The sequence below is a fragment of the Paenibacillus sp. FSL W7-1088 genome (assembly GCF_037969855.1).
In the GTDB taxonomy this organism is placed as follows: domain Bacteria; phylum Bacillota; class Bacilli; order Paenibacillales; family Paenibacillaceae; genus Paenibacillus.
Map to the genome: position 1 here is coordinate 4,693,750 of NZ_CP150216.1, position 26,272 is coordinate 4,720,021.

The 26,272-nt window shown below is 47.5% G+C and carries 28 protein-coding genes; 2 read left to right on the forward strand and 26 right to left on the reverse strand.

Annotated elements, in window-relative coordinates:
• Positions 1–10: 10 nt before the first annotated feature.
• The 19 genes from hisC to mtrB all read right to left on the reverse strand — a co-directional run bounded on the left by hisC (position 11) and on the right by mtrB (position 17,813).
• A complete protein-coding gene (gene hisC, locus MKY42_RS21110) occupies positions 11–1,111 on the reverse strand; it encodes a histidinol-phosphate transaminase (protein ID WP_339844437.1) in 1,101 nt (366 codons plus the stop codon).
• 86 nt (positions 1,112–1,197) lie between these two features.
• Entirely contained in the window at positions 1,198–2,004 is an 807-nt protein-coding gene (trpA, locus tag MKY42_RS21115) for a tryptophan synthase subunit alpha (RefSeq protein ID WP_090900565.1), read from the reverse strand.
• Positions 2,001–3,200 (reverse strand): tryptophan synthase subunit beta, encoded by a 1,200-nt coding sequence (gene trpB / locus MKY42_RS21120; RefSeq protein ID WP_090900568.1) that lies wholly within the window; start codon positions 3,198–3,200, stop codon positions 2,001–2,003. Before trpB ends, trpA begins: the two co-directional genes overlap by 4 nt.
• Entirely contained in the window at positions 3,197–3,934 is a 738-nt protein-coding gene (locus MKY42_RS21125; protein WP_339844442.1) for a phosphoribosylanthranilate isomerase, read from the reverse strand. The genes trpB and MKY42_RS21125 overlap by 4 nt, the downstream gene beginning before the upstream one ends.
• Positions 3,931–4,722, reverse strand: coding sequence for an indole-3-glycerol phosphate synthase TrpC (gene trpC, locus MKY42_RS21130; protein ID WP_063566775.1), 792 nt, complete (start codon positions 4,720–4,722; stop codon positions 3,931–3,933). The genes MKY42_RS21125 and trpC overlap by 4 nt, the downstream gene beginning before the upstream one ends.
• On the reverse strand, positions 4,712–5,803 hold the full coding sequence (gene trpD, locus MKY42_RS21135) for an anthranilate phosphoribosyltransferase (protein WP_339844446.1): 1,092 nt from the start codon (positions 5,801–5,803) through the stop codon (positions 4,712–4,714). Before trpD ends, trpC begins: the two co-directional genes overlap by 11 nt.
• Before the next feature lie 17 nt (positions 5,804–5,820).
• Positions 5,821–7,392, reverse strand: coding sequence for an anthranilate synthase component I (trpE, locus tag MKY42_RS21140; RefSeq protein ID WP_090900577.1), 1,572 nt, complete (start codon positions 7,390–7,392; stop codon positions 5,821–5,823).
• A gap of 695 nt (positions 7,393–8,087) precedes the next feature.
• On the reverse strand, positions 8,088–8,465 hold the full coding sequence (aroH, locus tag MKY42_RS21145) for a chorismate mutase (protein WP_090900580.1): 378 nt from the start codon (positions 8,463–8,465) through the stop codon (positions 8,088–8,090).
• 5 nt (positions 8,466–8,470) lie between these two features.
• Positions 8,471–9,565, reverse strand: a complete 1,095-nt coding sequence (aroB, locus tag MKY42_RS21150) for a 3-dehydroquinate synthase (RefSeq protein WP_339844450.1) — start codon at positions 9,563–9,565, stop codon at positions 8,471–8,473.
• Between the two features lies 1 nt (position 9,566).
• Positions 9,567–10,736, reverse strand: a complete 1,170-nt coding sequence (gene aroC, locus MKY42_RS21155; RefSeq protein WP_063566771.1) for a chorismate synthase — start codon at positions 10,734–10,736, stop codon at positions 9,567–9,569.
• A gap of 246 nt (positions 10,737–10,982) precedes the next feature.
• Positions 10,983–11,777, reverse strand: a complete 795-nt coding sequence (locus MKY42_RS21160) for a protein-glutamate O-methyltransferase CheR (protein WP_076288938.1) — start codon at positions 11,775–11,777, stop codon at positions 10,983–10,985.
• A 24-nt stretch (positions 11,778–11,801) separates the two neighbouring features.
• Entirely contained in the window at positions 11,802–12,245 is a 444-nt protein-coding gene (gene ndk / locus MKY42_RS21165) for a nucleoside-diphosphate kinase (RefSeq protein ID WP_063566769.1), read from the reverse strand.
• Between the two features lie 190 nt (positions 12,246–12,435).
• Entirely contained in the window at positions 12,436–13,410 is a 975-nt protein-coding gene (locus tag MKY42_RS21170) for a polyprenyl synthetase family protein (RefSeq protein ID WP_090900589.1), read from the reverse strand.
• Between the two features lie 343 nt (positions 13,411–13,753).
• Positions 13,754–14,371 carry a flavin prenyltransferase UbiX gene (locus MKY42_RS21175; RefSeq protein ID WP_090900592.1) on the reverse strand — a complete coding sequence of 206 codons (618 nt, stop codon included), beginning with the start codon at positions 14,369–14,371 and terminating at the stop codon, positions 13,754–13,756.
• Between the two features lie 2 nt (positions 14,372–14,373).
• A complete protein-coding gene (locus MKY42_RS21180) occupies positions 14,374–15,240 on the reverse strand; it encodes a UbiA-like polyprenyltransferase (RefSeq protein ID WP_063566766.1) in 867 nt (288 codons plus the stop codon).
• Positions 15,233–15,961 (reverse strand): demethylmenaquinone methyltransferase, encoded by a 729-nt coding sequence (locus tag MKY42_RS21185; protein WP_090900596.1) that lies wholly within the window; start codon positions 15,959–15,961, stop codon positions 15,233–15,235. The genes MKY42_RS21180 and MKY42_RS21185 overlap by 8 nt, the downstream gene beginning before the upstream one ends.
• Positions 15,962–15,976: 15 nt before the next feature.
• The gene (locus MKY42_RS21190) at positions 15,977–16,840 is read right to left on the reverse strand and encodes a heptaprenyl diphosphate synthase component 1 (protein ID WP_090900599.1); all 864 of its coding nucleotides are present in this window, start codon (positions 16,838–16,840) and stop codon (positions 15,977–15,979) included.
• 101 nt (positions 16,841–16,941) lie between these two features.
• A complete protein-coding gene (locus MKY42_RS21195) occupies positions 16,942–17,493 on the reverse strand; it encodes a hypothetical protein (protein ID WP_090900603.1) in 552 nt (183 codons plus the stop codon).
• Positions 17,494–17,591: 98 nt separating this feature from the next.
• Positions 17,592–17,813 (reverse strand): trp RNA-binding attenuation protein MtrB, encoded by a 222-nt coding sequence (gene mtrB, locus MKY42_RS21200; protein ID WP_024630669.1) that lies wholly within the window; start codon positions 17,811–17,813, stop codon positions 17,592–17,594.
• A 147-nt stretch (positions 17,814–17,960) separates the two neighbouring features.
• Between mtrB and MKY42_RS21205 the strand changes: the two genes are divergently transcribed.
• Positions 17,961–18,122 carry a hypothetical protein gene (locus tag MKY42_RS21205; RefSeq protein ID WP_177185752.1) on the forward strand — a complete coding sequence of 54 codons (162 nt, stop codon included), beginning with the start codon at positions 17,961–17,963 and terminating at the stop codon, positions 18,120–18,122.
• A gap of 65 nt (positions 18,123–18,187) precedes the next feature.
• Here MKY42_RS21205 and MKY42_RS21210 read toward each other — a convergent pair whose 3' ends face one another.
• From MKY42_RS21210 to spoIVA, 5 genes are all read right to left on the reverse strand, one after another.
• Positions 18,188–18,460 (reverse strand): HU family DNA-binding protein, encoded by a 273-nt coding sequence (locus MKY42_RS21210; RefSeq protein WP_024630670.1) that lies wholly within the window; start codon positions 18,458–18,460, stop codon positions 18,188–18,190.
• A gap of 220 nt (positions 18,461–18,680) precedes the next feature.
• Complete coding sequence (locus MKY42_RS21215) at positions 18,681–19,667, reverse strand: ABC transporter permease (protein WP_063566763.1); 987 nt, start codon at positions 19,665–19,667, stop codon at positions 18,681–18,683.
• Positions 19,664–21,181: a sugar ABC transporter ATP-binding protein gene (locus MKY42_RS21220; RefSeq protein ID WP_339844461.1), complete on the reverse strand. Its 1,518-nt coding sequence runs from the start codon at positions 21,179–21,181 to the stop codon at positions 19,664–19,666. Before MKY42_RS21220 ends, MKY42_RS21215 begins: the two co-directional genes overlap by 4 nt.
• 106 nt (positions 21,182–21,287) lie before the next feature.
• Complete coding sequence (locus MKY42_RS21225; protein WP_090900609.1) at positions 21,288–22,385, reverse strand: sugar ABC transporter substrate-binding protein; 1,098 nt, start codon at positions 22,383–22,385, stop codon at positions 21,288–21,290.
• 217 nt (positions 22,386–22,602) lie between these two features.
• A complete protein-coding gene (gene spoIVA / locus MKY42_RS21230) occupies positions 22,603–24,081 on the reverse strand; it encodes a stage IV sporulation protein A (protein WP_076288931.1) in 1,479 nt (492 codons plus the stop codon).
• A 456-nt stretch (positions 24,082–24,537) separates the two neighbouring features.
• Between spoIVA and MKY42_RS21235 the strand changes: the two genes are divergently transcribed.
• Complete coding sequence (locus tag MKY42_RS21235) at positions 24,538–24,927, forward strand: tautomerase family protein (RefSeq protein WP_090900612.1); 390 nt, start codon at positions 24,538–24,540, stop codon at positions 24,925–24,927.
• A gap of 167 nt (positions 24,928–25,094) precedes the next feature.
• Here the strand turns inward: MKY42_RS21235 and MKY42_RS21240 are convergent, their stop codons facing one another.
• Together MKY42_RS21240 and MKY42_RS21245 are read right to left on the reverse strand one after the other, a co-directional pair.
• Positions 25,095–25,868 carry a hypothetical protein gene (locus tag MKY42_RS21240; RefSeq protein ID WP_256222167.1) on the reverse strand — a complete coding sequence of 258 codons (774 nt, stop codon included), beginning with the start codon at positions 25,866–25,868 and terminating at the stop codon, positions 25,095–25,097.
• Between the two features lie 35 nt (positions 25,869–25,903).
• Positions 25,904–26,257, reverse strand: coding sequence for a 2Fe-2S iron-sulfur cluster-binding protein (locus MKY42_RS21245; protein WP_090900615.1), 354 nt, complete (start codon positions 26,255–26,257; stop codon positions 25,904–25,906).
• Between the last annotated feature and the right edge of the window lie 15 nt (positions 26,258–26,272).

Genomic DNA, 26,272 nt, shown 5'->3' on the forward strand with positions numbered 1-26,272 from the left:
GTCGCCAGATTTAAGGGCGTGCTACCGCCTTCTCAGCCAGCGTGTTCTCCAGTGCCGTGACGAACGCACGGTTCTGTTCTGATGTTCCGACGGACACACGAATGTATGTTGGATATACATCGAATCCAGGACGAACAATAATACCTTGTTTTAATAGCGACTGGAACGCCGTTGCGGAAGGCATATCCAGATCAACCATGATAAAGTTACCCTGGGAAGGGAAAAACGGCAATTCTAACCGCTTGAATTCATTTTGCAAATACGCTCGCTCTACTGCATTACGCTCCGCACATGCTTGGACAAAAGCCTGATCCTCCAGCGCTGCTTTTGCGGCAACCTGAGCAAAGCGTGAAGTATTAAACGGCTCACGCACGCGGTTGATCAGATCGATCACTTCCGGACGTGCAATACCGTATCCAATACGCAATGAAGCCAAGCCATAGATTTTGGAGAATGTCCGCAAAATGACCAGGTTAGGATAACGCTCAATCATAGGGATGCTTTGTGGATACGCCTCATCCGTTACAAATTCATAATAGGCTTCATCCAGCACAACCATGACATGAGAAGGTACACGATCCAGGAATGCCGTCAATTCCTGCTCAGAGATAATTGTACCCGTTGGGTTATTGGGGTTACACACCCAAACTGCTTTGGTCTTATCATTGATTTGCGCCAGCATGGAAGTCAGGTCGTGAGTTCCATCTTTAAGTGGCACTTCAATGCTGACAGCACCTTCGATGTCAGCATTACTTTTGTATACAGAGAACGTCTGGTCGGCCATGATGTTCTCGTCTCCCGGGAGGAAAAATGCACGAGTGATCAACGCAATGATCTCATCCGATCCACAACCAAAGATCAGATTATTCCGTTCCACTCCCAGATGCTTCGCCAGCACTTCAGTCAGTTCCTTGGAACTTCCATCCGGATATATGCTTACATTGACCAGCTCTCTGGTGATCGCTTCAAGCGCAGCAGGCGAACTTCCATATGGATTTTCGTTGGAGGCCAGCTTAATCACTTGCTCCAAACCCAGTTCACGTTTCACTTCTTCAATCGGTTTGCCCGGTTTATATACAGGCAGATTGACAATCTGGGACTTCGGTTTCAACTCGACCGCCTCCTGTTATTAAAATAGTTATGGACATGCCTCAGCCTGTGCTGAGCATGCCCCGTGGATGTAACATCATTGAATCCCTATCCTTTTAATTGTGCCACAAAGTTGCGAATTTGCAACAGTCCCGCCTGACGTGTATCCGGGTTTCCAAGAAGAGGTATGGCTTCTTCCACCTGACGAACGATAGCACTGCCTACAACAACGCCGTCACAGATACGGGAGAAACGAGCGACCTGCTCGTGACTGGAAATGCCGAAGCCAACAGCGACCGGAAGATCTGTAAGACTCTTTACAGTTTCAATGAAGCTCTCTACCCCATCGAAAAAGGAAGCTCTCTCTCCCGTAACACCTAGAGAAGAGACACAATAGATGAAACCACGTGCTCCCGTGACAATACGCTCGATTCTCGCATTGGACGTAGGAGCTACGAGCGGAACCAGATGCACACCTGCAGCATCCGCACGGCGTCGCATATCCTCCGCTTCCTCAATCGGAAGATCCGGGATGATCATGCCGCTGATTTCGTGTTTGATCAACTCGTCAAAAAATACATCCAGTCCCGTCTGTAATACCGGATTATAGTAGGTGAACAGTACAAAAGGCAGTTTTACACCCGCAGCACGCGCTCTTGCCGCTGTCTCCATACAAGTCCGAATCGTGATCTGGCTTTTCAATGCACGCTCGGAAGCACGCTGGATTACAGGTCCATCTGCGAGCGGATCAGAATAGGGAACACCGAGCTCCAAAATGTCTGCCCCCGCCTGTTCCAATTCCTTAATGATTTCTACCGTGGTGTCTACATCTGGATCTCCAACCGTAAGGAATGGGATAAGTGCTGTCCGGTTCTGTTCTTTCAATTGCTGGAAGGTCTGGTCCATCAGGTTCATGCCAAGTCCCCTCCTGTATATTTCATAATGGATTCAACGTCTTTATCACCACGACCGGAAAGACAGATCACAACGATATCATCAGCGCTGAGTTCAGGTGCAAGCTTGATGACCTGTGCAACAGCATGGGCTGACTCCAAAGCAGGGATAATGCCTTCGGTTCGGCTCAGTAACTGCAGGGCATCCAATGCCTCCTGGTCCGTAATCGGGACATATTTTGCACGTTTAATATCTTTGAGATAGGAATGCTCGGGACCAACACCTGGATAATCAAGTCCCGCCGAAATGGAATGGGCTGGCTGAACCTGTCCATATTCATCTTGCAGTAGATAACTCATCGAACCCTGGAATACACCATGTGTTCCTTTGCTCATCGTAGCCGCATGGAACTCGGTGTCCACCCCTTTACCTGCTGCTTCAACACCAACAAGCTTCACATCCTGATCGCCAATAAACGGATAGAACATGCCGATTGCATTACTTCCGCCGCCTACAGCTGCAACAATCACATCCGGCAGCCGTCCTTCAATCTCCTGAATCTGGCGCCGTGTCTCATCACCGATCACTCGCTGGAAGTTACGTACCATCATTGGATACGGATGAGGACCGACTACAGATCCAAGCACGTAGAAGGTATCTTCCACATTGCTAACCCAGTAGCGGAGTGCTTCGTTGCCTGCATCTTTCAATGTGCGCGTTCCAGATGTCACCGGAATGACTTCCGCCCCAAGCAGCTTCATCCGAAATACGTTCAATTGTTGTCGCTGCGTATCTTCTTCGCCCATAAACACTTTGCATTCAAGCCCTAGCAATGCAGCAACGGTTGCCGTGGCAACACCATGCTGTCCTGCACCTGTTTCAGCGATGACTTTCTTTTTCCCCATCCGTTTAGCCAGCAATCCCTGTCCAATAGCGTTATTGATCTTGTGCGCTCCCGTATGGTTCAGGTCTTCACGTTTCAGATAAATTTTGGGTCCACCCAAGCGGCGGGACAATTGCTCTGCATGATATAAAGGCGTTTCCCGTCCAGAATACTCGCTTAGCAGGTAATTCAGTTCCTTGTTGAAATCCTCGTCTTCGGAGAAGTGGCTATACGCTTCCTCCAGTTCGATTAGAGCGTTCATTAGTGTCTCAGGTACAAAGCGGCCTCCGAAGGGACCGAAACGCCCGTGTTGATCCGGCAATTGATGTGTCATGCCTGCTTCACCCTTTCTACAAATGCTGTAATTTTCGCAATATCCTTCACACCTTCGGACTCTACGCCGCTGGATACATCGACGCCGTCCGGCGCATATGTCTGTATCAGTTGTTGCACATTATCCGGCTGCAATCCTCCTGCCACGAACAATGCAATTCCATGTTTTCTTGCCCATTCGGCGTAGAAAGGAATTCGTTCCCAGGCAAAGGTTTTACCGGAGCCCCCTCCATAGAGCGGGTCAAACGTATCGAGCAATATGGCGTCCACCACATTTTTATATGGATCAAGTGCCAGCAAGGCGGTATCGTCAGATAATGAACCTGTTTCATCCTTGGGAAAAGAGAAAGCCTTAAACACTTCGGTACCGAAGCGCTGCTTCACTTCTTCACAAAATTCAGGCGATTCCTGTCCATGCAGCTGAATGACATCCAGGCGTGAAATCTGCATGATGCTTTCCAGCTCTTCGAGCGTGGGATTCACGAAAACACCCGCCAGCTTGGGCCGATCGAACATCGTCCAGTCCAAGAGAACCGTTCTTAGCTCGGCACCCTGTTCAGGTGTAATACGGCGACGGGATGGGGCAAAAACAACACCAATGTAATCCACAGGCAAGTTTATCATCGATTTTAGCACTTCAACGTCCTGAAGTCCACATATTTTTACAGCCGCTGCCGGCCGCTTTCGCAGATTTACGTCTCTGCTGCCTGTGCCGTCATGATTAAATGCATTCATGCTTTTGGACCCATCAGTTCATATACCGCAGCTTCAACATCGTCTTTGCGCATCAGATGCTCCCCAACAAGGATACCATGCACACCTGCCTCAATAAGAGATTCCAATGGTTGAGGGCCGTCAATTCCACTTTCACTGATTAATGTTACACCATCCGGAATCAAGTTCATCAAATCCAACGTGGTGTTCAGACTGGTTTCGAATGTTTTCAGATTGCGGTTGTTGATGCCCACAAGTGTTGCCTGCGGAATATCGAGTACCTGCTCCAGCTCTGCACGGTCATGGACTTCAATTAATGCATCCAGGCCCAGACTTTTGGCAAACGTCAGATATTGTCGCATCTGTTCGGGTGTCAGAATGCTCGCAATCAGCAAAACGGCATCCGCGCCAAGCAGCCTTGCCTCGGCAATCTGGCGCTCATCTATAATAAAATCCTTGCGCAGTAGCGGTATGTTCACAGCTTCATGAATAGCCTGCAAGTATTCGCTATTTCCCTGGAAATAAGAAACGTCGGTCAATACGGATATACAATCCGCTCCAGCCCGTTCGTATGCGGAAGCAATCTCTACCGGATGGAAATCAGGACGAATCAGTCCTTTGGACGGAGAAGCCTTCTTCACTTCGGCAATGAGACCCAGCTTACGGTTACGTCTCTCTGATAAAGCACGTTCGAATCCACGAGTATTGGGTAATGCCTCTATCTTTTTCAGCGCATCGTCCATCTGAAATGTTTGTGCGAGAACTTCAACTTCTTTATGTTTGGTTGCTACGATTCGATCAAGATACATGACTGTACGCCTCCGTTGTATGAATTAACTGTTCCAGCTTTCTGGCAGCCTTACCAGAGTCTACAGCTTCTGTTGCCATCAACACACCTTCTGCAATGGTATTCGCTAAACCGGATACATAGATGCACGCTCCAGCATTCAACAGAACGACATCCCGGTATGCGCTCCGTTCTCCCTGGAAGATCCTTTTAATAATTTCGGCATTCTGAGCCGCATCTCCTCCAAGAACCGATTCCAGCGGATGCAACGATAATCCCATGTCCCGTGGATCAATGTCATACGTATGCACTTCACCATTGCGCAGCTCGGATACCTGGGTAGGTGCGGAGATGCTGATTTCATCCAGTCCATCATGACTCGCTACGACCAAAGCTCTTTTCAGCCCCAGACGATTCAACACTTCAGCGATCATCGGTGTCCGGCTGCGGTCATATAAACCAAGCAATTGTCGATCCGCTCCAGCAGGATTGGTGAGAGGTCCGAGCATGTTAAAGATCGTACGCACACCCAGCTCTTTTCTTGGCGCAGCAGCATGTTTCATAGATGGGTGGTACACCTGAGCAAAACAAAAACAGATTCCGATCTCATCGAGACATTGTCTCGCCTGCTCTCCGTTCAGATGAATATTCACGCCCAAGGCTTCAAGTACATCCGCACTGCCCGCCTTGCCTGAGGCAGAGCGATTGCCATGCTTCGCCACCCGGACAGAAACGGCTGAAGCAATGATGGCCGACGCCGTTGAAATGTTGAATTTATGAATACCAGAGCCCCCTGTTCCACAGGTGTCCAGCAGTCCATTGCCGTCCGTCAGAATCCGTCCGCCCTGTCCACGCATGGCTTCGGCAAACCCCGTGATTTCATCCACCGTTTCCCCCTTCATCCGCAAGCCCATAAGCAAACCTCCGATTTGAGCCGGAGTCGCCTCACCTCTCATGATAGAGTACATTAGGTCGCGCGCTTCTGCCTGCTCCAGGTGGCTGCCCTCCAAAATTTTGGCAAGGCCATTCTTCATGCCTTCAGCATGACTAACTTCAGTTACAGATCGCTCGAATTCTTCATTCATGACTGGGTTCATATTCATTTCCGGTCTCTCCTCTCTCAGTTTTGTGCGGCCGTGGCCGGGGTAACAAAATAATCGGCGTTGGCAAGTTTCAACGTGTGATCCTTTTCTTTGGCAGGAAACATCGCTTCTGCTGTACGAATTGCCTTGAGCAACGCTTTGGCTTTGTTTACTGTTTCTTCATATTCATTCTCAGGCACCGAATCCCATACGATTCCGGCTCCAGCCTGCACATAAGCTTTTCCTTTTTTGAAAATAATCGTTCGGATTGTAATACAGGAGTCCATGTTGCCTGAGAAACCAAGATAACCGATTGCACCTGCATAAGCACCCCGTGCTTCTTTTTCCAGTTCGGCGATAATTTCCATCGCACGCAGCTTCGGCGCACCTGATACGGTACCCGCTGGCAAACATGAAAGAAATGCATCAAAGAAATCCTTGTCTTCTCTAAGCTCACCTGTAACGTTGGACACCATGTGCATGACGTGGGAATATCGTTCAATCTCCATGAACATGTCACATTTCACACTTCCGAAGTTAGACACACGTCCCAGATCATTACGACCCAGATCGACAAGCATCAGATGTTCCGCACGTTCCTTCTCATCCTGCAGCAGATCTGCGGCCAATGCACGATCTTCTGCTTCCGTAGCTCCTCTTGGACGGGTTCCCGCAATCGGCCGTGTCTCTACGCGGTTTCCATCCACTTTTACCAACGCTTCCGGTGAAGTCCCTACGATAATTTCATCGTCCATCTTCAGATAATACATGTAGGGTGATGGATTCAACGTCCGAAGCACGCGATATACATGCAGCGGAGAAACTTCGGTATCAATATGGAAACGTTGGGATAACACCACCTGAAAAATATCTCCTGCCCGAATGTACTCTTTGGCCTGTTCTACATTCCCGATAAACTGTTCCTTCGTGAGATTGGATTGGATATCTCCCAGTTCCACGTCTCCTGGGATGGAACGCGGGTTCAGGTTCTCCCCTGGTCCTTGCTGCTGCAAGCGTTCAGCCGCCTGTTCCAGCTTCTCAGAAGTTAAAGCATAAGCTTTACGGATATCATCATCCGTTGCACCGTCTTTCACGTGCACATTGCCCACGAGCAGCATCTGCTGCTTCACATGGTCAAACACGATAATCTGGTCACAGAACATGAAGCGAATATCATCCATTTTCAGATCATCCAGCGCGTGGGCCGGAAGCTTCTCATAATATTGCAGCAGATCGTATCCAAAGAAACCGATGGCCCCGCCTGTAAATGGGGGCAGTTCATCATCCTTCGGACTACGATACTTACGCAGCAGCGCTTTGAGTTCTTCAATCGGCTTGCCTGGCAGTTCTCGAATCTGTCCCGCTTCTTCTACCACGATCCGGCCTTTTTTGGCGGAGATCATCAGGAACGGATCTGTACCAATGAAGGAATATCTCGCCCATTGAATTCCACCCTCCACACTTTCCAGCAGAAATGCCCGGTCGTTGTCAGCATAACGGCGAAAAATCCGAATCGGGGTCTCCATGTCTGCCAGAATCCGTTTGACTACCGGAATCAGATTATATTCATTCGACATTTTCAGTACTTGATTAACGTTTGGCGTTATCATCAGATCACGTCCTTTCAGATTTATATAAGTTCAACTAAAGAGGTTTACACTGAGCACTCCGATGACAGAACAACCTTCCGATCGCTGTTATCCCCAGATTTTTTGATTCCCTTTCTAAAGGGAAAATCCGGTGATAAAGGCGAACGCTCCGCTTCTTCAGGTTATTTCTGTCCTCTCCGTTTTTGTGTAAAAAGTTTAGTTGAACCTATATGGGTAGAAGAAACAAGTCAATATACAAAAAAACCTCTACCATCAGGTAGAGGTTTGGTTATAAGCTGTTTCAACAGGTTGGTGCTTCATAAATAACAAGTCCATATACATGCATCCTTACCGAATTATCACACAGGCTGTTGTATTGATGTAATATATATCCATCAAATCATAAGGAAATGTACCGGTATACACTATTCTCATTCATAGCACTCATTCTTTCATGAAATGCATGAGGATATCGGTTGTGTTATACCTAAACAAAACGATGTCGCTAGACACGTTTGCATTCCTTCATCCTGTTTCCAACAATTCCGTAGCACGACGTACCGCGAATCAGTTGACCGGCTTCTGTTGCTCCGGTTACCACCCGCTAGACTCTGCTATATACTCCACTCATCTCAGCTGCTCTCAGCTCAATCTCTACTCTACTCAACTGGTTCTCACTATACAGCATTCCGAATGATTTGACAACCACTCTAATCTTACGATTTGGAAGGTGCCGCCAAATCGGGACGCAGAGACTGTGCTCCGTTAAGATACACATGGTTGATTTCATTCTGACCTTTTGCAGTGTTAACATGTACCATAAAACGGATGCACTGTGGCAAGGCGCCTGCAACCGGAACTTCCAGCGCACACATCAAGGGTACAAGCTCCCAGCCATCCAACTGGCGAATTGCCTTTGCCGGGAAAGCAGCATCCAAATCTCCAGTCATCGTAATCCACACACTGCAAATATCTTCGGGTTGGATCTCGTTACGATCCACGATTTCCTGCAATAGTACAGCCGTTTCTTTCAAAATATGTTCTTCGTTATTATGCGTGACCGTAGTAGCCCCGCGAATTCCCCGAGTAACCATCGCTTTTAATCTCCCTTCTTGAGCAATTCAATGACGTCGCGTACTGCCGATACCGGTACATCTTTCACAATTCTGGCAGCGCCGATCCGGTCAGGAATAATGAAGACCATATGGCCTTCACGGAACTTTTTGTCGTGCATCATTGCATCCATTAATGCATCCGTATCCAAATGTTTTGGCATCGTCACCGGCAGGCGCAGTGAACGCAGCATGCGAACCGTATCGTCATAGAGGCCTGCTGGGGCTCCCAACTTCTCACCGAGCAATGCCGAACCCGCCATACCAATCGAGATGGCTTCACCATGCAGAAATTCGCCGTAACCGGCAATCGCTTCAATGGCATGACCAATCGTATGACCCAGGTTTAACAATGCGCGTTCTCCATTTTCCCGTTCGTCACGCGATACAATCTCTGCCTTAATACCACAGCCTCGTTCCAAGCCATATCCCAGAGCTTCCGGATCAAGGGCAAGCAGCTCATCCGCATGCTCCTCACACCAGTATGCAAAAGCTTCGTCACGAATCAGTCCATGCTTCAGCATCTCTGACAAACCAGCCGAGACATCGCGTGGCGGTAAGGTTTGAAGAGTATCCACATCATAAAGTACCAGCTCTGGCTGATGGAATGCACCGATCATATTTTTAGCCAGCGGATGATTGACAGCCACCTTGCCGCCAACACTGCTGTCATGCGCCAGAATCGTCGTAGGCACTTGTACAAACTTGATTCCACGCATATATGTAGCAGCAACAAAACCAGCCAGATCCCCTACTACACCCCCGCCTAGAGCAACAATCGCCGAACTGCGATCCAGTTTGCCTTCAATGGCGACAGTCATCATATCCTGATATACCGAAAGGGATTTGGATGTTTCACCCGATGGAACAACTGCGGAGACGACTGTAAAACCAGCCGTACGCAATGTTTGTTCCAGATCAGACAAGTATTTGGGGGCCACATGCTCATCGGTAATAATGAGTAAGGGGCTTTTTTTGGTTAAGCCATATTGCTCAAAATATTGAGGCGCTTGAGCCAACAGACCGCTGCCAATCAGGATTGGATAAGAGCGCTCCTCCAACTGCACTGTCAGCTGGCGCATCTTAGTAATTCTCCAGTTGATTATTGTAGTTGGCAAAGTTCGCGCGGATTTCCTCCATGGAGTCTCCGCCAAATTTCTCAAGGAAAGCTTTTGCAATTTCCCAGGCTACCACATGCTCCATTACGACACTCGCTGCCGGAACAGCACATGCATCAGAACGTTCAACCTGAGCTGTAAATGCTTCTTTGGTATCGATATCCACACTTTGAAGCGGTTTGTACAACGTAGGAATAGGTTTCATAACCCCACGTACCACAACTGGCATACCGTTAGTCATTCCGCCCTCGAATCCGCCCAAACGGTTGGTAGCCCGGTGATAACCACGCTCTTCACTATGCACAATCTCATCATGCACCTGAGAACCACGAATCGTTCCGGCTTCGAACCCGATACCAATTTCCACACCTTTGAATGCGTTAATGGACATTACGCCCTGAGCAATCCGTGCATCCAGTTTACGGTCATATTGTACGTGGCTACCAAGACCCACAGGCACACCTTCAACGATACATTCAACGATTCCACCGATGGAGTCGCCTTCCTGCTTGATCTGGTCGATGTAGGCTTCCATCTTCTTCTCGGTTTCTGCATCAGTTACACGTACGGAGGAAGCTTCTGTCACTTCGATCAGTTCATCGATCGGCAGATCTTGATAAGGAGCTTCAATTTCTCCGATACGCAACACACGTCCAGCTACTTTGATTCCGAATTCAGCGAGGAATTGACGTGCAATAGCACCACACGCTACACGCACCGTTGTCTCACGCGCACTGGAACGCTCCAGCACATTACGCAAATCTTTCAGGTTATATTTGAGCCCGCCATTCAAGTCGGCATGTCCCGGACGTGGACGATGAACGCGACGTTTCTCTTCGTCACTGCCTTCAATCGGCTCAATATTCATAATATTCTGCCAGTGTTTCCAGTCATTATTTTGAACAACCAACGCTACGGGAGCACCCGTTGTATATCCGTGACGGATACCACCAACGAAATTGGCCTGATCCTTCTCAATTTGCATGCGACGTCCACGGCCATATCCCTTCTGGCGGCGGTGAAGCTGAAAATTCAGCTCTTCAAAGTCAATATTCAGATTGCTTGGCAAGCCTTCAATAATTGCGGTTAATTGGGGTCCGTGCGTCTCCCCTGCGGTTAAATAGCGTAAACTCATAATACGTTCCCCCTTTAAACTGTTAAACTTCACATTGCTAAAATCCCATAATTTCTTTGCTTATTATAGTATAGCTGACCGGCTTTGACAAGAAAGCCGGTCGTTTCTTGTCCTAAAATGGATTGGACTCGAATGGTGATTGTTTGAGATTCCGACGTGTCTGGGAAATATCCATTCATCCATTATGCAAATAACCGCCTGGACACATATACATGTGCACGCCAGACGGTTATGAAATAATTAAAATTATTTTTTGCGATAAAAGAATGTTTCCGCTGTCTCCAGACCATATTGTCCTGGGGAGAAAATCTGTTCCGTACTGCCCACGAACAAAATACCACCTGGACGCAAACTTGTTGCAAACTTGTGATACAACAGGTTTTTGGCTTCCTCGGTAAAATAGATCATGACATTGCGGCACACAATCAGATCATATCCCTCGTCAAAACGATCCAGCAACAGATTTTGCTTCATGAACTTAACTGAACTTTTCAGTTGTTCATCAATACGGTACACCAAGCCATCCTGCTTGAAGTATCGATTGGCCGTTTCCTTCGGAACATCTTTAAGCGAGCGTTCCATATAACGCCCTTCCTTGGCTTTTGCGAGAGCACCTTCATCCAAGTCACTTGCCGTAATGGAGCTTCCCTTAAGAATCCCCATCGTGTCCAGAATCATCGCCAGCGTGTAAGGTTCTTCGCCTGTGGAACAAGCGGCACTCCACACCTTAACGCCACGCTTCGGACCCAGCAACTCGGGCAAGATTTCATCCCGCAGTACTTCCCAGCGATTAGGGTTGCGCCAAAATTCCGAGACGTTAATGGTCATGCGGTCCAGAAACTCATAAAATAGAGACTTGTCCTTTTGCATGGCATCAAAAAAGATAGAAAACGTATGAAATCCGTTTTTGTTACGAAGTGTGGTCAGCCGTCTTTTCATCTGGCCTTCCTTGTATTGAGCAAGATCAATGCCTGTGCTCTCTTTGATTTTCCGAATAAATCCGGCGTAATCCGGGTCTAGTAGTTGTTCCTGCTCCAGCATCGTATCACCCTTCTGGCTAAAAAATTACAACCAGGCTGCGATGCTCTTGTCGTACGTTACCAGCTCATCCGGAGTAAAGAAGTTTGCTGCTTCACGAGTGGCGCTTTCCGGTGAATCCGCCCCATGAATCAGATTATGCGGTGTGTGGCTGGCGAAATCTCCGCGAATGGTACCCGGAGCCGCTTCCTTCACATTGGTTTTCCCGATTACGATGCGCGCAAGCGCCACGATGTCGTCACCTTCCCAGACCATAGCAAATACAGGTCCAGATGTGATAAAACGAACCAGATCATCGAAGAACGGTTTCCCCTCATGTTCAGCATAATGGCGTTTGGCCTGATCTTCAGACATCTGCACCAGCTTGCCTGCCACCAACTTAAATCCTTTGTCTTCCAGACGGCTAACGATACGCCCAATCAAACCACGCTGCACACCATCCGGCTTCACCATCAAAAATGTACGATCCATAGGCTCACTCCTCACTCACGGTTCAAAGTTATTTCATTATGTAAACGCAATCCCTTTGATTGTAACATACATGTCCAAATCCCCCCAATGAGGAATATCACATGAACATTATTTTTTTGAGTGAGAACAGCTACACGAAAAACTGCATCATGAAAAGGCGCCGTCCATAGCAGAGTAAAGTCCAAACATATTAATGCGTACGTTTGACTACAAAATGAGCGATATCACGCAAGTTTTTGGTGGTCTTGATGTTAGGCAGTTGATCCAGAGCATCGAGCGCTTTCTTCATATATCGGTCAGCCAAGGCTTCTGCTTTAGCAATTCCTTGACTTTGGCGAATCATTCCAATCGCATCGGATGCACTCGCCCGTCCCTCCTCGTGCTGAACGCGGCTTATCTCCTCCAGCAAAGGCTCACGCAAGTTGGGTTCCTGCAATGCATACAGTACAGGCAGCGTAATATTTCCCTGCTTCATATCACTGCCTGGAGGCTTGCCCAGTTGCTTCTCGGTTCCAACCAGATCAAGCACATCGTCCTGAATCTGGAACGCCATACCCACGTTGTAACCGTAGGTGTACAGCAACGAAGATACATGTTCCGGCGCACGAGTAGCAAGCGCCCCCAATTGGCAGCTGACAGCAATAAGAAGCGCCGTTTTGCGACGAATGCGCAAGAGATAATTACGTACACTTTGTCCCGTATTGAAAAAGTCCCGAATTTGCTCCATTTCACCAATGGACATCTGCACCATCGCTTTGGCCAGAATACGGTGTATCGCCGGATCGGACAGGCCCGCAGTCATTTCAAGCGCCTTGCCGTAAATGTAATCTCCGGTGTACATGGCAATCCGATTATCCCATTTGGACTTCACCGTAGGTTTACCTCTGCGTGTCGCGGCGTTATCAATAACATCATCGTGAACCAGAGAAGCCGAATGAATCAGTTCCAGCGGAACCGCTACCAGCTTCAGACGTTCAATGTCGTATGTACCAAATTTCCCACCCAGTAACACAAATACCGGACGCAAACGCTTCCCCCCTGCCTTGAGCAGGTGAAGTGACGTTTCGCTTAGCAGCTTCTGTTCTCCCTGAACACTGCGATACAGCTCTTTTTCAATGTAGTCCATGTCTTTTTTTAACAACCCGAAAATATCCAATAGTTTCATTCGTTCACCCGTGTCAGCGTATTGTCAGTCCATAAATCCATGCTTACCTTCCCCTCCAGCAAGTCGGGCCTGCAGGCATAACGAAAAACCAGGGCTTGCCTTTCCTGCTTGTGTTCTTCTAAGACGTACTAATCTTCTTCGAATGTCAAGGCCGACATCCGGGAATTAAACTCTGCGACTTGTTCTGAAACATAAGTACAGAAGTTGCCGGAGCATGGGTCAAGGCTGTGGTTCCATCAAACATCACCATCAGCGCTCACCAATACCCCGGGATTGGGGGACAGCAAGTTGAGTTGCCACTGCATTTCGGTCAGCAGATTCAAAATTAAAGGAAACTCAGAAGCTATCCCCGTTCATCCGGTTCTCCCCATCTGGTAAACAGTTGATGCGGGATGCGCAGACTATCGAGCACTTTACCCACCAGAAACAGAATCAACTCGTCCATCGTTTGGGGTTTGTAATAAAAAGCAGGCATGGCCGGAATCATTCGGACACCAAGCCGTGAGAGCTTCAGCATGTTTTCCAGATGGATGGCATGCAGTGGCGTCTCACGTGGCACCAAAATCAGCGTTCTTCCCTCTTTCATCATGACATCAGCAGCCCGGGACATCAGATTGTCCGACGAGCCTTGTGCAATGGATGAAAGAGTACCCATGGAGCACGGCATTATAATCATGCCTTCTGCCAGGAAAGAACCACTTGCGATGGAGGCACCAATATCACTAACGGGATGATAGATCAGGGAACCCGCACGGCCGCCGAATTTTTCTTCCAGTACACGGTCCCGATTCGCAACATCCCAGTCCATTTCTTCTTTTAATACACGCCACCCAGCATTGGAGATCACCAGATGCACGGTGTATTCAAGATCAAGCAGCGTTTCAATTAATCTGATGCCATATATACTTCCACTGGCCCCGGTAATTCCGACAACTAGTCGTTTATTGTCCGGCTGCTGCATCTTTATTTCACCGCCAGATCAATTAAAGTAAATGTGAATACAACCAGACTGAGCACACTGTTCATTGTAAAGAATGCGGTCTGCACCCGGCTCATGTCATTTGGCGATACAATATAGTGTTCATAGAAGAGGATACCATAAGTAATCAGCATTCCGGCACCATACCACCAGCTCAGATCGGTCAACAATAACAAAGCAAGAAAACCGATTGCTGTAATCACGTGGAAGAACTTTGCGATCTGCAATGATTTGTTAAGACCAAAACGGGAAGGTATGGAATGAAGACCCTCGCCCTGATCAAAATCCAGATCCTGACATGCATAGATGATATCGAACCCTGCAGTCCAGAACACAATCGTAACGTACAGCACAATCGCTGTCCAATCCATCGTACCCGTTACCGCTACCCAACCCCCAAGTGGAGCCAGACCAATGGTCATACCAAGCACTACGTGACACAACCAGGTGAAACGTTTGGTATATGAATACAATACCAGCATAAATACAGCTATCGGCAACAGCTGCATGGATAACACGTTAAGGTTGGATGAGGCCCAGAACAAGAGCACAAATGATACTATGATAAAAATAACGACCTCACCATTTTTCAACAAACCGGCCGGAATTGCTCTCATCGCGGTACGTGGATTTTTCTTGTCTATGGCCTGGTCAATCATGCGGTTCAAGCCAAAAGCAGCACTTCTTGCACCAATCATAGCCAGTAGTACCCACATAATCTGCATCCAGGTCGGGAATGTATCATTCACTACCATGGAACCGAGGATGGCTCCCATAAATGCAAAAGGTAAAGCGAAAAGCGTGTGTTCAATTTTGATCATTTCTAAAAAGATGCGAATTTTCCTAAACATGCTGATTCTCCTTGGTTCCAATATGCAATGCCGCAATACCTCCGGTCAGAGGATAGGCCTGCACTTGCTTTAATCCAGTTTCAGCGAAAATATCGGCCAGTTCCTTTCTTCCTGGAAAAAGTGCAAGTGAGTCCGGCAGCCATTTATACTGCTCATAACGTTTGGCAAACAATTTGGCAAGATTGGGTAATACTTGTTCAAAATAAAAATAATAAATACCTTTAAACGGCTGCCATGTCGGCTTGGACAATTCCAGGCACACCACCATGCCACCCGGTTTCACTACACGTTTCATCTCCGACAGAACCTGTCTCAGATCCGGTACATTACGCAGTCCAAAACCGATCGTCACATAATCGAATGAATTGTCTTCAAAGGGAAGCGACATCGCATTGCCCTGTACCAACGTAATTTGTTTTTGACGATTTACAGCGTCAACCTTGGTTTGTCCCACCTCTAACATGTTGCTGCTGAAATCCAGTCCATGCATGTGACCTGTTTCACTTGCTTCAGCCATCGCGAGCGTCCAGTCACATGTGCCGCAGCACAGATCAAGACCGGTATCACCTTTGGACATATTCATCTTCTTCATGGTGAATTTACGCCAAGCCTTGTGCCTGCGGAAACTCAGAATATCATTCATGACGTCATATTTACCGGCTATACTCTGAAAAACAGAATGGACAAATTCTTCTTTAGGTTTGGTCTCTCCGCTCCCCATTCGTCTGTCTCCCCCTCAATCTTCCCTTACTGCCGCATGTGAAGGCTGCAAATACGTCAGGTAAGGCTCCAGAATTGCATTGATCTCATGCAGGCCCAGTTGATCTTCCTCGTCTTGCAGCAACAGTTGTATACGGTGTGTACACTCACGAAGCTTGTCCAGCAAAAACTCGCCGATCCGATACTTCAGCACCATACCGCTCCATGCTCTTGTATCCGGCTCTGGCTGACGCAGCATATTCCGCTCGTCGTCATTGCCATACTCGTAAATATGCCAGAAAGCATAACTGTGATAAAAGTTCTGTTCGTCATTCATCTGCTGCAGCTCTTCCATAATTGCCTCGCAGTAGCTGAATTCGGTCAACAGGTCGTTCCATAGTGATGCTTCGTCATCGCGAATCATGCCTGTAAAAGAAAGAAACAGCTGCATCTTCAGCTGTATTGTTTCACGCAAGTATTCTTCAGCCGAAACGAGAAGCTTTTTCATCCGTTCATACAGCGTCATCTTACGAGCATTCACTTCGGATACAGCACCACTAAGTTTACCGATCATTTCAATTTTGCCTGCATGGGCAAGCAACTGATAGAAACGACTACTGAAATAATCTCCGGCAAGAACATTCAGCTGGCGTGAACGCATCTCCACTTCTCTACGCTCTCCGGATATCGTATCGATTCGATCATGCGTATCCATGGCCAACTGAACGAGCGAGGTTGCGAGAGCGTATAGCTCATCATGCACCTTTTCGTCTGTGCGGCCCACAAATACCTGCAGCAGACGAGCCCGGCTATCCGGAAATGATGGGATTTCCGTATGTTGTCGAATCATGTCGTAATCCGTATATTTCTTTGCTAGTTGGGGTACGCGATATGAATTCATTCTCAGCCTCCGAGCCTTTGCATTGTTAAACCATTTCTGCACTACAATCTTATATATTATAGCATATGTTTATCGGGCACGCACTGAATCCTGCTATTCTATTACCCCTGACTTGACATTTCGAATTGCTTCTTCCAAAGTTCGGTCTCCATCATGTGAAACCAGTCCTTCAATTCGTCGGAGAGGATCGGGCTATTCCAGTCTCGAAGCGTTTCGATCGCATACATCGGCCATTCCCCACGTCGAAAATCCGCAGCGATCAACAAATGTCTTTTGTGAAGCCATTCATCCTCTGCCATAACACGCAGCATCACCTGTTCAACGTTATCCAGACTTCGAAAGCCCAAATCTGCCACAGTAGCCATATTACCATAGATTTCGGTGTAACTTGTGCTGGTTCCGGTCACCTTTAGATCAAGCGTCAAAATGGATTGTTTCCACTCCACCCTGGCAATGGGTGTCGATAATTTCATGGTGCTCAGCACATCCACCAGATTGTCTTCCGTTAGCTGGACGGGATGCTGCGTCGCAGAAACGGGTTGTATGTTTTCACCGCCCAAGGTACGCATATGTAAGGTTTGTATGGCAACAAGCAGAAGGACCGCCGCAACCGTTGCCAGCAGCGAAGCAGTCACGATCATCCGCGGTTTCATAAATGCCTCCCTGCCCTTACCTGTTAGTGTAGTCTGTCCGGTAAAGGCTCATACCTCATTGTACAATGAAAAAAAGCAGGCTATGCCTGCAATTTTCATTATTCAGACTGAATCTGTCCATGCTTGGTGATCAGCGTGGCTTTTCCACGGATTTTAATGGCGGAAGTATGATTGGTAAATTGGGCAAACATGACTTCTCCCTTATCCAGCTTCTCGGTATGGTGGAAACGGGTATCCTGACCTCGGGTTAAGCCGATCACCTGAACACCGTTCTCCTCCGCCTTAATTACGATATAATCACTGCCGGTTGGATGATCCATCACGCACATCCCCTCTCCTTGTTCAATAGCGTTAATGATGATTAAGATTGTTTCATTTGTCAACCAGCCCTTATGTGAATGGAGCGCAATAATCTGTTACTCCCAGGTCATACTACAAGTGATCCAGCCACAGAAAGGAGAGTCTCTATGAAATACATTCCCGCAGCACTGACAGACGAGCATATTCGCCAGTTAAAAGAAACCGAACAGCAACTGTCCTCAGCTGCTGGAGAAGAACTGATTCTGATTGCCTATGCGCAGCAACCGGATGAACCGGAGTCGCTAAACGACAGGAAGAACAATGATTAAAGACAAAAGAAAAGGCCGTGAACAAGTCACGGTCTTTTTGTCGACATATGGAATATGTAGAAATCTTATTTAATTCCGTCTTTGAGCGCTTTACCTGGTTTGAATGCAGGAATTTTGCTCGCAGGAATTTCGATTTCTTCACCTGTTTGCGGGTTGCGTCCTTTACGTGCAGAGCGCTCGCGAACTTCGAAGTTCCCAAAACCAACCAATTGTACTTTGTCTCCGCTTTGAAGAGCCTCAGAGATTGCTTCGAATACGGCATCAACCGCTTTCGTTACATCCTTTTTGGACAATTCTGTCGCTTCAGACACGTGTGTAATCAAGTCTGATTTGTTCATTTGTTTTTTCACCTCCTGAATCAATGTCCTGAATGTTATACTGTGTTTCCGTTTTATAGCGAAATATACGTTCATACACAAAAAATCTACGTACATCTTGAGCGTGATGAACACAAATCTCGGCCTGCGGTCAACAGTCATTTCCGGCAGAATGTCGCCTGAAACAAAGGTTGTTTCAGACGCCGAACAAATTTTATACTAATACAGACAGCACACAATTTCAAGTGCGGTTGCGGTTTAACACGTAAAATGTAACGGCCAGAGCAAGCACGAGTACCCCACCTTTTACAATATCATGCGTGAAATATTGAACATTCATCATCGTCAAACCGTTCACCAGTACACCAATTAGAACCGAGCCAATGAATGTTCCGATCACGTTTGGCTTACCTGCACCAAATACAGAGAATCCGACAAACACAGCGGCCACAGATTCCATTAACAACGGAGAACCGGCATCAATTTGCCCTGAACCTACTTTCGATGCATAGATAATACCGCCGATTGCAGCAAACACTCCAGCAGCTACATAAGCGAGTGTACGCACCTTTTTCACCTTAATACCGGATAGGCGTGCCGCTTCTTCATTTCCCCCAGTAACATACATCTGGCGCCCATACTTCGTATACGTCAAAAAGATATGCACACCGATAACCGCAATGAGCAGCAGGATGACCGAAATCGGCATTCCCAGCCATTTCCCTTGCCCCAGCTGCAGAAATGTAGGATCCATCTCTCCAGCAGCCTTGCTTCCGTCTGGAAACTGCATATGGTTATAGATCGTGTATCCTTGAGCATACGTTTTATGAATTCCACCGATAATGTACATTGTGGCAAGGGTAGCCAGCAGATCGGGAATACGAAGTTTCACAATGAGCAAGGAATTAAGCCAACCAATCACAGCCCCAATAATCAGTGGGACGATAATGACAACTGCCAGCGGCTGCTGATACCAAATCATTAATGAAGCGGTAACGACAGTTGTCAGCGAGACGGTTGCCCCCACTGAAAGATCAAATCCGTCTACAATGAGAGATAAGGTAACACCTATCGCCACAAATGTCACGATAGAGATTGAACCCAAAATATCGGTCAAGTTACTATACGTGAAGAAATAAGGCAATTTAATACCGAAAAATGCGATAACACCAATAATAACGATAATCGCGCCATAACGGAACGCAAAATCCAATGATTTATCCTTCATGCTTCCACCTCTTGTCCACCGCTTGCGTAGTATAGCAGCTGTTCTTGATTGGTCTCGCCCCGTTTGAATTCTTTTACAATGGTCCCTTCACACATGACTGCAATCCGATCACCTATGCCCAATCCTTCATCCAGTTCACACGTGAAATAGATAACAGCTTTACCCGCCAAAGCCAGTTCGTTAATGATGCGAAAAATGTCACTTTTGGCGCCGATATCCACACCTTTTGTTGGCTCATCAAAGATAAATACGTCTGCGTCGGCATTCAGCCATTTGCCAATGGCTACCTTTTGCTGATTTCCACCGCTTAAATACTTCACTTCCTGCCGCACTGAGGATGTTTTGATACCGAGCTGCTGCACTAAAGATTCCGCATTCTCACGCTCTCGCTTTCGACTTACAAAACCTAATCTACTAAGACGCCCAAGCAAAGGCAAGCTCAAATTCCGTTCCACGTTTTCCTCAATCAGAATCCCCTGTTTCCGCCGTTCCTCAGGCACAGAGACAATGCCCAGAGCCGCAGCATCAGCAGGTTGGGAAAGACGGAGCTCACGATTGTTAAGCCGAATCTCTCCACTCTCCAGCCGATCTGCACCAATCAACAAACGGGAACATTCCGTTTTCCCCGCACCTACAAGCCCTACCACAGCAAGCACTTCGCCTCGACGAACAGACAGGTCCACCCCCTTGACGCGGACTCCACGCCGAAGTCCTCTTGCTTCCAGCAGCACTTCACCTACCGGTGCTTTTGTCTTGGGGAACTCTTCCTCAAACGGTTTTCCGAGCATCTGCGTCACCAGATCATTGATCGTAAGCTCTTTTGCCTCACCCGTAAACACATGTTGTCCATCTCTCATAACAGTAACGCGGTCACAGTGACTCGTAACTTCAGGAAGACGGTGCGTAATGAAAATACATGCCACTCCGCGTTCTTTCAACAAATGTACAATTCGGAAAAAAGCGTCCGTTTCTTCCTGGCTCAGCGGTGCAGTTGGTTCATCAAAAATAATGACCTTGGCATCCTGAATCAGGATACGTGCGAGCAGAATCATCTGCTTCTCCGCGAGCGTCAGGTCGGCTACTTTTTTGTGAACGGATATAGCCGCTCCTAATTGCTGTAAAGCTTCAGCCGCACGCTGTTGCAGTTTCCGCGGACTTTTCCACCAACCTCCGTCAGGTGACGCCAATTGATCCAGCATAATGTTCTCGGCAGCTGTCAATTGGGGAACCAACGCAGCATCTACCTCTTGATACACACAGTGAATTCCACTCGCTTTGGCATCTCCCGGTGAATTTAGATGAAGCGTTTGCCCACTTAATTGGATGCTGCCCTGATCCAGTTGATAGGCACCAGACAGAATTTTCATCAATGTGCTCTTGCCGGCACCATTCGCACCAAGCAGCGCGTGTATTTCCCCACCTTTGACGGAGAACTCCACGTCTTTCAGTGCAGGAATGCCTGCAAACTGCTTGTGGATATGTTCCATTTGAAGCAGAATCGGTGCAGTACTCATGACGCCAACCTCCAATCGCTCCCCTCCGGGAGTATCACATTCTCATGTAGTTTTTTCATCATGGTAGGAAAAAGCGCGCCTTGTGGCGCGCCCCCGTTACGCTGTTTTATTTAGCAGTAACTCCGTATTCCGACATCCAATCCTTGATTCCCTGTGTACTTCCTCCCCAGCCCTCCACATACTCGGACAGCTCTGAAGTGGAGATTTGTTTGTCTGGCAGCGCATCACGCTGTACATAAACCGGGTTGAGAACCACTTGATCCTCAGTCTCATCCCCATTCAGCTTCTGGTATGCATAACGAACCTGAACACGTCCAATGTCGGTTGGATCAACCGCTGCGGAAGCTACCCAAGGGTTTTTCGGATCCTGGATCATCTGCAAATCTTCATCACTCATGTCGATACCATATACCTTGATCTCGTCACGTCCTGCTTGCTGAATGGCACGCGCCGCACCTTTAGCGAACTCATCCCATGCAGTCCATACCGCCGTGATTTCACCTTTTGGATATTGTTTCAGAATCGCTTCCATTTTAGCTTGTGTATCCAGCGCCGGGTTCTGTGCTGAACCAAACGTTGCTATCTCCTTGATGTCCGGGTTCTCTTTCAGGAACTTGCCATAAGCAATCTGACGACGTTCCATTGGTGCAAAGCCGGCTACCCATACTTTTACGATATTGCCTTGTCCGTTAATATCTTTTTTCATTTGCTCGAGCGTAAGCTCAGCCATCTTCTGATCATCCTGGGACAACACTGTTGCTCCCGGAACGTTAATATCTGCATCGAAAACAACAACCGGGATATTTTGTTCTACTGCCTTTTTCACGCCCGGCGTCAGCAAGGAATCCCCATGATCCGTTAGAATGGCATCGAATTTCTGGTTAATTGCGCTATCGAGCAACGAAACCATTTTGGCTTTATCATTATCGGCGACAAACGTAGTCAGTTGTCCACCAAATTTTTCGATTTCTTCTTTAACCCCTTGCACGTATTGTTGTGAGAACGTACCTGTGTTAAATTCCATAATCAGTGCAATTCGTTTTCCGCTGAGTGGACCTGTTACTGCTTCGGTTTGAGGCTTGTCCTCCGTTGCGCCGGAAGCTGTAGTTGAAGCAGGTTCTTTTTTAATTCCGCAAGCGGACAGCGCCAATGTAAATACAAGCAGCACACTCAACCATACCCATTTTGAATTTTTCCCTCTCATCTCTTTCTCCCCCTGTTCACACTCTCTGTGATCTCGATCACAATAGTTGAATATTAATATAACGGCTAATCCCTAGTATGTAAATGGGTTTTAGTAATTTAAAGCTAAAACTCGCTAAGTTTTTATTCGAAACTAAAGTATCTTATCCAGTTCATCCAGAATCATGAAAATAAAACAAGAAAAAGACCGCGAGGTTTACCCCTACGGCCTTTTGGACTTACAGAATGATGGCGATTAATCCACCTGAACCTTCGTTAATGATACGTCCCAATGTCTCTTGCAATTTGTATCGTGCGTTATCTGGCATCATCGCAATTTTACCCTGAATGCCTTCTCTCACGATGGAATGCAGCGAACGACCGAACATATCTGAATCCCATACCTTGATCGGATCGTTCTCGAAGTCCTGCATCAAGTACCTCACCAGTTCCTCACTCTGTTTTTCCGTTCCGATAATCGGTGCAAACTCCGATTCCACATCGACCCGGATCATATGAATGGATGGTGCGGTTGCTTTCAGGCGGACGCCGAATTTGGTACCCTGGCGGATGAGTTCTGGCTCATCCAGTGCCATCTCAGCGAGGGATGGCGCTGCGATACCGTAGCCGGTCGTTTTGACCATCTCCAGCGCCTCAGCGAAGCGATCGTACTCCCTCTTCGCATGGGAGAATTCCTGCATCAATTGCAGCAGATGATCCTTGCCTCGAATTTCAATACCAACAACTTCCACGAGGATCTGATCGTATAATTCATCCGGTGCATACAGATCGATTTCTGCCACACCCTGCCCCATGTTCATGCCGCTCAGTCCGGCTCGATCGATGAATTCATATTCCATGAACTGAGCAACAACCCGATCCACGTCACGCAGCCTGCGGATATCCTTAACCGTGTCGCGAACGGAATTTTCGTAGTTGCTGCGCAGCCAGTGGTTTTCATTCAGTACCATCACCCAGCTCGGCAGATTCACGTTCACTTCATGCACAGGGAACTCATACAATACTTCGCGAAGCACACCTGTTACATCATCTTCGGTCATTGTAGCTGCACTGAGTGTCATAACCGGAATGTCATACTTGGCAGCAAGCTCACTGCGCAACTGCAGCGCTTCTTCACTGCGAGGGCGAGTGGAGTTGATGACCAGCACAAACGGTTTGCCCACTTCCTTCAGTTCGGCAATGACACGTTCCTCTGATTCCACATATGAACTCCGGGCAATCTCAGCGATCGTGCCATCTGTTGTGACCACCACACCCAGTGTGGAATGCTCCTGAATGACTTTGCGTGTGCCAATTTCGGCTGCTTCCTGAAAAGGAATCGGTTCTTCGAACCAAGGCGTGGAGATCATGCGTGGTCCATTCTCATCCTCGTATCCCTTGGCTCCTTCCACCGCGTAACCTACACAATCCACAAGGCGCACATTGACATCAAGTCCCTCAGCGACCTTGATTTGAACCGCGTTATTCGGTACGAATTTTGGCTCCGTAGTCATGATTGTTTTGCCAGCTGCGCTCTGTGGCAATTCATCAACTGCCCGCCCGCGGTCTGCCTCGTTTGTGATGTTTGGCAAGACAATCGTTTCCATGAAACGTTTGATAAATGTTGATTTACCTGTCCGGACTGCGCCGACAACCCCGAGATAGATATCCCCTCCGGTCCGCTCGGCAATGTCCTTAAAAATGTCCACTTTCTCCAATGAAATCCCCTCCCTAAATTACTCCGAAGGAAAAATGCTAAAGAGCATCCGCTTCGTTTTTTCAATCAGAAGACTGAAATCCCTGCAACGGTAGAGCCGCCTTTGTGAGTGCCCGGAAGTCGTCCGCCGCCGAACGTTGCATTCTGATGAAACCGGCGAAAGCGGCGTTAACTCGTACATGCAATTGGACTAGTATCATCTTATGTATCCGTATGCAGCATTATGACGCGTATTTTTTGTTTTTTTCTCAAGGTAGTTGCCTTAAGAGAATCGCCCCGCTCTCGGACTGCGCGTCTTTATTTCAATCTACTTTATGAGCGTGCCGAAGCTTTTATGCCGGATCATTGATTTGGGTTTCGTGGTACCGTTCAAGCCGTACAGGAGGTATAATGTGAGAGTAAGGCATTTTTTAGCAGAGAAGAGCAGAGATAACGAGCTGAGAAAGGTGAGATGAGCGTGGCACAGATTAAAGTATATGGACTAGGTGAGCATCTGAACCCATTGAAAGAACAGCTTTCACAAGTCATACACTCGGTTATGATGGACGTTGTGGGATTACCAGAGAACAAGAAGTTTCAACGCTACTTTCCCATGAGCACGGATGATTTTCTTTTTCCCTCTGATCGTTCAGCAGGGTACACCATTATTGAAATCAGCATGTTCGAAGGCCGCACAGATCAAGTCAAGAAAGAACTCATTCAGCAATTATTCACACGAATAGATGAACAGTTGAAATTGTCGCCTAATGATGTGGAGATTACCCTTTTTGAAACACCGCGCAGTCATTGGGGTATTCGGGGATTACCCGGCGATGAACTTGACTTGAGTTATAAAGTCGAGGTCTGAACAAAGTAATCGAAAGATAGCTTGTGGACCATATGATGGGTACTATATGATATGAACTATAAACCAGCATATAAGAAAGAGATATTCCGTGATGCGGAATATCTCTTTTTTTACTTTAAGGTCAATTCATTGGATTATGTGCATTCGAATCGAATTAACGCTCATGATTACTTTCTTGCAACTGGGGTATTATTCTGCCAGGTGTAGGCAACCGATTTTACAGGGACAAAATAAGAATGCTCCAGCAAGAAATCACGCATATCTTCCACTTTCGATGGAGGATTCTCTGACTTCTCTACAGCCTGCATAATGTCAAAAGCATAATCCACATACACATTGCCCTCATCATCCATCATGAAAGGCAGCTCCTGACCCGAATATACACTATTCAGTGTAACCGCTGGGGCACCCGCCTGTGCGGCTTGCTCCATATCTACAGCGTACAGACCCGGGTACAGTTCTTCCCCACTTGGCAGTTGATTGTTATGTACGGACTTGTACTGATTGACCATTCGTTGAACATCATTTACTTTCTGTACCGTTTGAAGATCCATGACTTTGACAGTCGGGTTCACTTCTTCATCCTGAATGAGAAAGTAAGCGCTCCCACCACTCTCAAACGCAGTGCCCGGTATTTCATCCAGATACCCCTGCTGTTTCAGCTTGGACAGATCAACTCTGAATTTTTCATATTTCGGTGTTTCCATATCTGCATTGACCATGGGCAAAATCCCTTGATCCTGTTGGAATGCTTCTACCGCAGTTTGAATACGGCTTACGCTTTCCCTATAAGCTATTTTGGGATCGGGATTACTCTGGGATTGATACATACACCCCGTTGCAGTGATAGAAAACAACAGGAATAAGAGCAGACAGGACATCTTCTGCAAATGACGCCTCTGCCCTCTTGGTTTCACGTTCTTCGTCATATTCACGTTCATCCGTATCCTCCTTGAATCGTTCCACTCAGGTATTCTTAGAACCAATCGTCCTCTTCCTGCTGCTGACGCTCCAATTGTTTACGAATCGCTGCCTTCAGCGGGTCCTCCGGAACATGAACTGTCACCGATCCCCGAACCTTCGCCTGACATGACAGCCGAGTGCCTGCATCCAGCAGTGAACCTAGCTTACGCCTCTCCGCATCTGTTGGAGGATGCAGTGCTGCAAGATGTTCCGAATCTACTTTCACCTTACACATCAGGCAGGCTGCCTTTCCATCACATCGCGTTGCTATTTTCACCCCTGCACGGCGTGCAGCATTTAATAGCGTTACCCCTGGCTTTAGCCGAATCGTTTTATTTTGCGGTAAAAATGTAATATTGTAATCCATCATTCTTCCTCCCAA